The 3784-nt window shown below is 68.6% G+C and carries 3 protein-coding genes and 1 pseudogene; 3 read left to right on the forward strand and 1 reads right to left on the reverse strand.

Going from position 1 to position 3784, the window contains the following annotated elements; all coding sequences use genetic code 11:
- Positions 1-1121 (reverse strand): annotated as a pseudogene (locus F6Q13_RS15950) (alpha-mannosidase); the annotation flags it as partial.
- Positions 1122-1285: 164 nt separating this feature from the next.
- On the opposite strand from F6Q13_RS15950, the gene F6Q13_RS15955 reads away from it, so the two are divergent.
- The 3 genes from F6Q13_RS15955 to F6Q13_RS15965 form a co-directional block, all read left to right on the forward strand.
- Positions 1286-2632 carry an AarF/ABC1/UbiB kinase family protein gene (locus F6Q13_RS15955; RefSeq protein ID WP_293058575.1) on the forward strand — a complete coding sequence of 449 codons (1347 nt, stop codon included), beginning with the start codon at positions 1286-1288 and terminating at the stop codon, positions 2630-2632.
- Positions 2633-2646: 14 nt separating this feature from the next.
- Entirely contained in the window at positions 2647-3561 is a 915-nt protein-coding gene (locus F6Q13_RS15960) for an alpha/beta hydrolase (RefSeq protein ID WP_293058578.1), read from the forward strand.
- A gap of 96 nt (positions 3562-3657) precedes the next feature.
- On the forward strand, positions 3658-3784 hold a 127-nt coding region (locus tag F6Q13_RS15965), incomplete at its 3' end, for a class I SAM-dependent methyltransferase (RefSeq protein ID WP_293058584.1).

Below are 3784 nucleotides of genomic sequence, written 5' to 3' on the forward strand. Positions count from 1 at the left end.
GCGCGCACCGCGGCGAAGAACTCCCGCGGCAGCGCGCAGACGAACTTCGGCCAGGTATAGCGCGCGCCCCAGTCCCGGTGGATCGCGGTCACCCACTTGTTCGGCGGGGTGTAGTCGGTGCCGACCGGCAACAGCACGTTGCGGGTCAGTGCGACTTTGCGGAGCTCCTCGAACAGCCGGTAGGTGGCCTGCTCGGCCTCGGCAAGCGACGCGGCCTCGTCCATCCACCAGCCGGCTGAGTAGTGCGCCGGCATGTAGTGGGTGAGCAGGCCGCGCCCGGACGGGGCGATCCACTCGAACTCGCTGCAGAACTGCATGCCGGCTACCCCGCCGTCGCTGTGCATCGGCCCCCACTGGTGATGCGGTCCGCGGGCCCACGAACTCGACGTCAGCCCGGCGTCGGCGGCTATCCCCGGAAACTGCGGATCGTGGCCGAACACGTCGAGCTGCCAGGCGGTCGCCGGGTCGCCGCCGAGCACGTCACGCTGGAAACCCATGCCGTGGACCAGATTTCGGATCGTCGTCTCCGGGCTGGTGAGGTTGGTGTTCGGTTCGTTGTAGGTGCCGCCCATAACCTCGACCCGGCCTTGCGCGATAAAGCGGCGCAGATCAGCGCGGTCCTCGGGATGGGTGTCCCAGTACGGCTTGAGGTAATCGACCTCGGCCAGCACGAATTTGTACTCCGGTTCGCGGCGGGCCATCTCCAGATGCGCGTGCACCAGCTCGAAACCGTTGGCCTGCCGGCACCTGCCCGGCGGGTCCTCCCGCCACACGCTGGTGTAGGCGCCCTGGGTGTTCCACCACACCGGGTCGTAGTGGAAGTGGCTGATCATGAACATCGTCCAGCCGGGCTCGGCGACGGTGAACACGAACGACTCCATGACGTCGCCGCTCCGCACCCGCCCGGTGCGGCGCTGCCCGATCACCGGATCCTCGACGGCGACCGGCACCTCCACGACGTCCTGCCCGGCTCCGGCGAGCGCCGCGCCGCTCAGGCCGTCGCCGTCGATCTGCACCCGGGTCGGCTCGGTGCAGCCGCCGAGCGTGACCCGGGCCAGCTGCAGCGGCGTGTGCGGCGGCCCGACGAACAGCTCCGTCGACTCCGCGGAGATGACCTGCACCCCCGCACCTTATGACCCTCCCCGCTGGTGATCGCCGCGAGCGTGCGTGTCCACGCACAGACACGCCGGAAAGCGCACGCGACTGCGCACGCTCGCGCGCACGCCACCACGGCCGCGAGCTGTGGCATTCGGAAACGCACCGGACGATTTGAGAGACTGCGGGGATGAGTTCCAACAGTCATCGCCCAGTAGCCAGACTGGACCGGGTGTCGCTGCCGGTCGAAGCGGCCCGCATCGGCGCCACCGGTTGGCAGCTCACCCGCACCGCCGCCCGCGTGGCGACCAAGCTGCCGGGCCGGGGTGGCTGGCAGCAGAAGGTGATCAAGGAGATCCCGCAGACCTTCACCGACCTCGGGCCGACCTACGTCAAATTCGGGCAGATCATCGCGTCGAGCCCGGGCGCGTTCGGCGAACCGCTGTCCCGGGAATTCCGCAGCCTGCTCGACCGCGTGCCGCCGGCGAACAAGCACGACATCCACACACTGCTGCGCCGGGAGCTCGGCGCCGAGCCCTCGCAGCTGTTCGCCTCCTTCGACGAGGAACCGTTCGCGTCGGCGTCGATCGCCCAGGTGCACTACGCCACCCTGCACAGCGGCGAGGAGGTCGTCGTCAAGATCCAGCGCCCCGGTATCCGCCGCCGCGTCGCGGCCGACCTGCAGATCCTGCGGCGCTTTGCCCAGGCCGTCGAGCTGGCCAAGCTGGGCCGGCGACTCTCCGCCCAAGACGTCGTCGCCGACTTCGCCGACAACCTGGCCGAAGAGCTGGACTTCCGCCTCGAGGCGCAGTCGATGGAGGCGTGGGTCTCGCACTTGCACGCCTCCCCGCTGGGCCGGGGCATCCGGGTGCCCCAGGTGTACTGGAACCTCACCACCGAACGGGTACTGACGATGGAGCGGGTGCGCGGCATCCGCATCGACGACGCCGCTGCGATCCGCAAGGCCGGGTTCGACGGCACCGAGCTGGTCAAAGCGCTGCTGTTTTCGTTGTTCGAGGGCGGCCTGCGGCATGGGCTGTTTCACGGCGACCTGCACGCCGGCAACCTCTATGTCGACGAGGCGGGCCGGATCGTGTTCTTCGACTTCGGCATCATGGGCCGCATCGACCCGCGCACCCGCTGGCTGCTGCGCGAGCTGGTGTACGCCCTGCTGGTCAAAAAGGACCACGCGGCGGCGGGCAAGATCGTCGTGCTGATGGGCGCCGTGGGCACCGTCAAGCCCGAAGCGCAGGCCGCCAGGGACTTGGCGGCCTTCTCCACCCCGCTGACGATGAAGTCGCTGGGGGAGATGTCCTACGCCGACATCGGCCGGCAGCTCTCCGCGCTGGCCGACGCCTACGACGTCAAGCTGCCGCGCGAGCTGGTGTTGATCGGCAAACAGTTCCTGTATGTCGAGCGGTACATGAAGCTGCTGGCGCCGCACTGGCAGATGATGTCCGACCCGCAGCTGACCGGCTACTTCGCCAACTTCATGGTCGAGGTCAGCCGTGAGCACCAGACCGACATCGAGGTCTAGAGAGGTCTAAAGAAGTGGAACTGCGAACCGGCATGGCGCGTTCGGGCAGCGATCCTCACCCTGTTGAGCTCTACTACGAGGACATGGGCGACCCCAACGACCCGGCCGTGCTGCTGATCATGGGATTGGGTGCGCAGCTGTTGCTGTGGCGCACGGGGTTCTGCGAAAAACTCGTCGCCGAGGGTCTGCGGGTGATCCGCTACGACAACCGCGACGTCGGACTGTCCACCAAAACCGGCCACCATGACCCGAGCGGGCCGCTGCTGCCCCGGATGCTCAAGTTCTGGCTGGGCATCCCGAGTACAGCGGCCTACACGCTGGAGGACATGGCCGACGACGCGGTGGCGGTGCTCGACCACCTCGGAATCGACCGGGCGCACATCGTCGGCGCCTCGATGGGGGGCATGATCGCCCAGATCGTCGCCGCCCGGTTCAGCGAGCGGGCCCGGTCGCTGGCCGTGATCTTCTCCAGCAACAACCGGCCGTTGCTGCCGCCGCCGGCGCCGCGCGCCTTGTGGGCGGTGCTCAAGGGCCCGCCGCCGGGCTCGCCGCTGGAGGTGATCGTCGACAACACGGTCCGGGTGACCCGGATCACCGGCAGCCCCGCCTATCCGGCGCCGGAGCACCAGATCCGGGCGGAGGCCATCGAGAGCTACCAGCGCAGCTACTACCCCTGGGGCGTGGCGCGGCACTTCAACGCGATCCTGGGCAGCGGCAGCCTGGTCGGTTACAACCGGCGGACCACGGTGCCCACCGTCGTCCTGCACGGCCGGGCCGACACGTTGATGCGACCCTCCGGCGGACGTGCGGTGGCGAAGGCGATCAAGGGTGCCCGGTTGGTCCTGTTCGAGGGGATGGGACACGACCTGCCGGAGCCGCTGTGGGACCAAGTGATCAGCGAGCTGACGGCGACATTCGCCGCCGCGTGACACCGCGACGCGGGCTGCGGCCCGGGTCGCGGCTGCCACGAAAGAGCCCGACGGTCGTCTAGGCTGGACAGCAGGGGAGGGGGAAGGCGCACCGGCATGCCACAGAAGTTGACACCGCATTTCCGCGATGTGCAGGCGCACTACGATCTCTCCGACGATTTCTTCCGGCTGTTCCTCGACCCGACGCAGACCTACAGCTGCGCGTACTTCGAGCGCGACGACA

This window comes from Mycobacterium sp. (assembly GCF_008709575.1).
Lineage (GTDB): Bacteria > Actinomycetota > Actinomycetes > Mycobacteriales > Mycobacteriaceae > Mycobacterium.